Origin of the sequence: Microbacterium sp. BF1 (assembly GCF_019279095.1) — a bacterium.
Classification (GTDB): domain Bacteria; phylum Actinomycetota; class Actinomycetes; order Actinomycetales; family Microbacteriaceae; genus Microbacterium; species Microbacterium maritypicum.
In genome coordinates this window covers 1-4,123 of the sequence record NZ_JAGYWT010000212.1, presented here as the reverse complement: position 1 = coordinate 4,123, position 4,123 = coordinate 1, and the positions used below count along the sequence as shown (strand labels likewise).

The 4,123-nt window shown below is 67.8% G+C and carries 3 protein-coding genes and 1 pseudogene; 3 read left to right on the top strand and 1 reads right to left on the bottom strand.

Going from position 1 to position 4,123, the window contains the following annotated elements; all coding sequences use genetic code 11:
* Positions 1 to 124: pseudogene (locus KZA10_RS08925) on the bottom strand (IS3 family transposase); the annotation flags it as partial.
* Between KZA10_RS08925 and mnmA the strand changes: the two are divergent.
* The 3 genes from mnmA to KZA10_RS08910 are packed head-to-tail and all read left to right on the top strand — an operon-like array spanning position 110 to position 3,995.
* Positions 110 to 1,159, top strand: a complete 1,050-nt coding sequence (gene mnmA, locus KZA10_RS08920) for a tRNA 2-thiouridine(34) synthase MnmA (RefSeq protein ID WP_218682689.1) — start codon at positions 110 to 112, stop codon at positions 1,157 to 1,159. The pseudogene KZA10_RS08925 and the gene mnmA sit on opposite strands and share 15 nt — an antisense overlap.
* Positions 1,160 to 1,197: 38 nt before the next feature.
* A complete protein-coding gene (gene ligA, locus KZA10_RS08915) occupies positions 1,198 to 3,531 on the top strand; it encodes an NAD-dependent DNA ligase LigA (protein WP_218682688.1) in 2,334 nt (777 codons plus the stop codon).
* Entirely contained in the window at positions 3,528 to 3,995 is a 468-nt protein-coding gene (locus KZA10_RS08910) for a hypothetical protein (protein WP_127482396.1), read from the top strand. Before ligA ends, KZA10_RS08910 begins: the two co-directional genes overlap by 4 nt.
* Positions 3,996 to 4,123 lie beyond the last annotated feature (128 nt).

Below are 4,123 nucleotides of genomic sequence, written 5' to 3'. Positions count from 1 at the left end.
ACACCCATTCGAGGGTCGCGAGCTCGACCTGCTCGACGGTGCGCCAGGGCCCGCGCTGGCGGATCAGTTCGGTCTTGTAGAGGTTGTTCACGGCCTCGGCCATCGCGTTATCAAAGCTGTCGCCGACACGGGGCACGACGTGGTCGGAGTGCATCTGGCACTCTCCCGGGCCGGAGGAACCTTGCGCACGGGCAGTCGTGGGTGCTGCACCATCGAGGACGCGCTGGACGCCCGTCGTGCCGCTGACGTGCTCGGCATCCCGTTCTACGTGTGGGACTTCTCGGAGCGTTTCCGCGACGACGTGATCCAGGACTTCATCTCCGAATACCAGGCCGGCCGCACCCCCAATCCGTGCATGCGGTGCAACGAGAAGATCAAGTTCGCCGCGCTCCTGGAGCGCGCGATCGAGCTGGGCTTCGACGCGGTGTGCACCGGGCACTACGCGACACTGATCGACGGCGATCGGGGTCTCGAGCTGCACCGCGCGTCCGACAACGCCAAGGACCAGTCCTACGTGCTGGGAGTGCTGACCGCCGAGCAGCTCGCGCACACCTACTTCCCCCTCGGCACGACGCCGTCGAAGGCGATCGTCCGCGCGGAAGCCGAGGCACGGGGTCTGAGCGTCGCGCAGAAGCCGGACAGCCACGACATCTGCTTCATCCCCGATGGGGACACCCGAGGCTGGCTCGCCGAGAAGGTCGGCACGGCGACGGGCGAGATCGTCGATCGCAGCGGAGAGGTCGTGGGCTCGCACGAAGGGGCCCACGCCTTCACAGTGGGACAGCGCCGCGGCCTCAAGCTCGGAGTCCCGGCAGCGGACGGCAAGCCACGATTCGTCCTCGAGGTGCGCCCGGTCTCGAACACCGTCGTGGTCGGTCCGAAAGAAGCCCTCGCGATCGCCGAGATCGCCGGGGAGCGGTTCAGCTGGGCCGGCGCCGCACCCACCGAGGTATCCTTCGAGTGCCATGTGCAGATCCGCGCCCATGCCGAGCCGGTCGCCGCGCACGCCGCGATCTCCGACGAAGGGGTACGCGTCACCCCGGAGCTGCCGCTCGACGGTGTCGCACCAGGGCAGACCGCCGTGCTGTACATCGGAACCCGAGTGCTCGGGCAGTTCACGATCGACACCACGGTCTCGGCCGTTCCCGTCGGCGCGTAGACGCTTCGGGTGTCGGTGCCCGCTCGTAGACTGACGGGGTGCCGGAGAACATCTCGCTGGAAGACGCCCGAACCGAAGCCGAGGAGCTGACCACGCGCATCCTCGATGCGAAAGAGGCCTACTACGGCCGTGACACCTCATTGGTCGACGACTTCACGTATGACGGATGGATGCACCGGCTCGAAGAGCTCGAACGTCTGCATCCCGAACTGCAGGGACAGGACTCGCCGACGCAGATGGTCGGAGCCGCCGAGGCGACAGGGCTCGCAACCATCGAGCACGCGGAGCGGATGCTCAGCCTCGACAACGTCTTCTCCATCGAAGAGCTGAGGGAGTGGGCGGCGAAGACGAAGGCCTCGGCAGGGCGCGAGGTCGCCTGGCTCACCGAGCTGAAGATCGACGGACTGGCGATCAACCTCCGCTACGAGAACGGTGTTCTGACCTCTGCAGCCACCAGAGGCGATGGGCGTGTGGGAGAGATCGTCACCGAGAACGCTCTGCGTCTTCCGGAGATCCCGTACCGGCTGAGCGGGGAGGGCCACCCCTCGATCGTCGAGGTGCGCGGCGAGGTCTTCATCCCCGTGGCTGCGTTCGAACGGCTCAATGCGGCGCAGGCGTCCTTCCGTGAGCGCGCATATGCCGATGCTCTCGAGCGGTGGGAGTCGCGTGGGGGAGTGAAGAAGCCCTTCGATGAGGAGAAGGCGAGGACCGCGGCCGCCCGACGATTCCCCGCCTTCGCGAATCCGCGCAACGCGGCCAGCGGAGGGCTCCGCCAGCAGATCGACAAGAAGAACGGTCTCGAACTCGAAGCGGGCCTGCTGCGGATCGAGTCGCTCGCCCTCTACGTGCATGGCATCGGCGCATGGACGAACCCTCCCGTGGCGGCGCAGAGCGAGGTGTACGACCTGCTCGCACAATGGGGCCTGCCCACGAGCCCGCACACGAAGGTGTGTCGCACCGTCGACGACGTCGTATCGTTCGTGGAGTACTTCGGCGAGCACCGGCACGACATCGAGCACGAGCTCGATGGGATCGTGGTCAAGGTCGACGAACTCGAGCTGCACGACGAACTCGGTGCGACGAGCCGCGCGCCGCGCTGGGCGATCGCCTACAAGTACCCGCCGGAAGAGGTGCAGACGAAGCTGCTCGACATCGTCGTGTCGGTCGGTCGCACCGGTCGTGCGACCCCGTTCGCGGTCATGGCCCCCGCTCACGTCGCCGGTTCCGTCGTCCGCCAGGCGACTCTGCACAACAAAGACGTCGTCAAGGCGAAGGGGGTGCTGATCGGCGACACCGTCGTGCTGCGCAAGGCCGGCGACGTCATCCCCGAGGTCCTCGGACCGGTGGTCGAGAAGCGCGACGGCAGCGAGCGGGAGTTCGTGATGCCTGTCGACTGCCCGGAGTGCGGCACACCGCTGCGGGCGATGAAGGAGGGCGATGTCGATCTGCGGTGCCCGAATGCGAGGTCGTGCCCGGCACAGGTGCGCGGCCGCGTCGAGCACATCGGCTCCCGTGGCGCCCTCGACGTCGAAGCGCTGGGCGAGGTCACCGCTGCCGCGCTGACGCAGCCCACGTCTCCCGCGGTGCCGCCGCTCGAAACCGAGGCGGGTCTTTTCGCGCTCACCCTCGAGCAGCTCGTTCCCATCGAGCTCTTCGTGCGCGACGCCGAGACGGGGCTCCCCAAGGAGGACGAGGACGGGATCGTGAAGACCCGAGCACCGTTCAGACGAAACCCCACACCGACCGAGAAGAAGGCCGGTCTCGAGGGTCCCCAGCCCTCATCCCAGGCGCTCACTCTGCTCGCTGAGCTGGAGAAGGCGAAGACCAAGGATCTGTGGCGACTGCTCGTGTCACTGAACATCCGTCATGTCGGCCCTGTCGCCGCCAGGGCGCTTGCCCAGTGGTTCGGTTCCCTCGACGCGATCCGCGCGGCCTCGCGTGAGGAGCTGGCCGCAGTGGAGGGCGTGGGCGGGATCATCGCCGATTCGCTGCTCGCCTGGTTCGACGTCGACTGGCACCAGGAGATCGTGCAGCAGTGGGCGGATGCGGGTGTGCAGTGGGCGACGCCCGGCCACCCCGGCCCTGGTGCGGCTGTCGCCGAGGGCGGCGTCCTCGAAGGTCTGACGGTGGTGGCGACCGGCTCGCTCGACGGATATACGCGAGAGGGTGCGCAGGAAGCCATCCTCAAAGCGGGCGGAAAGGCGGCCTCCAGCGTCTCGAAGAAGACCCACTTCGTCGCTGCCGGACCCGGCGCGGGGTCGAAGCTCGCGAAGGCGGAGGAGCTCGGTCTGCGCATTCTCGACGCGGCGCAGTTCCACATCCTGGTCACCGAAGGGCCTGACGCGCTCCCGCCCGTGGCCGAAGAGTCGTGAAGCGCTACGGACCGCTGATCGTGGTCCGTGAGGCGCTGGCTGTCGGAGACCCCGGTCGGCATCACCTGCGACTGACCCCTGACGCCGTGATCATCCGCGAGGGCGTCGAGAACCGTGGCATCGTGCGATGGGCCGACATCGAGGAGATCGCGATCGACGTCCCCACGACCAGGTTCCGCCTGCCGGGTCTGGTCAGCACCCTGCTGCTCGGAGCGCTGACCGCGGCGATGCTGACCGACCCCGGGGTCGATCCCGACGACGGTGCGGTGACTCTTATCGTCGACGGCGAGCCGCGCACTCTCCCGCTGAGCCGGCACCATGTCGGCGGCTATTGGGCGCCCACGGTCGCCGGCGCGCAGCGACTGATCGCCCATCTCATCGCGCACCCGGAGCAGCGTGCGCTTCTCGCACACCCGGAGCCGCTGATCGACGTGGCGGCACGACTCGCGCGCGGAACGGGCTAGCTGTGATGTCCAGGGACGTTGTTTCGGCGACACGGCCGTGAAGAGCTGAGAGGTGAGGGCCTCCGGTTGTGAAGTGGAGCTGTTGAGTTCAACCGCTTCAGGAACCAGGAGGCCCTCGTGTCCCACGC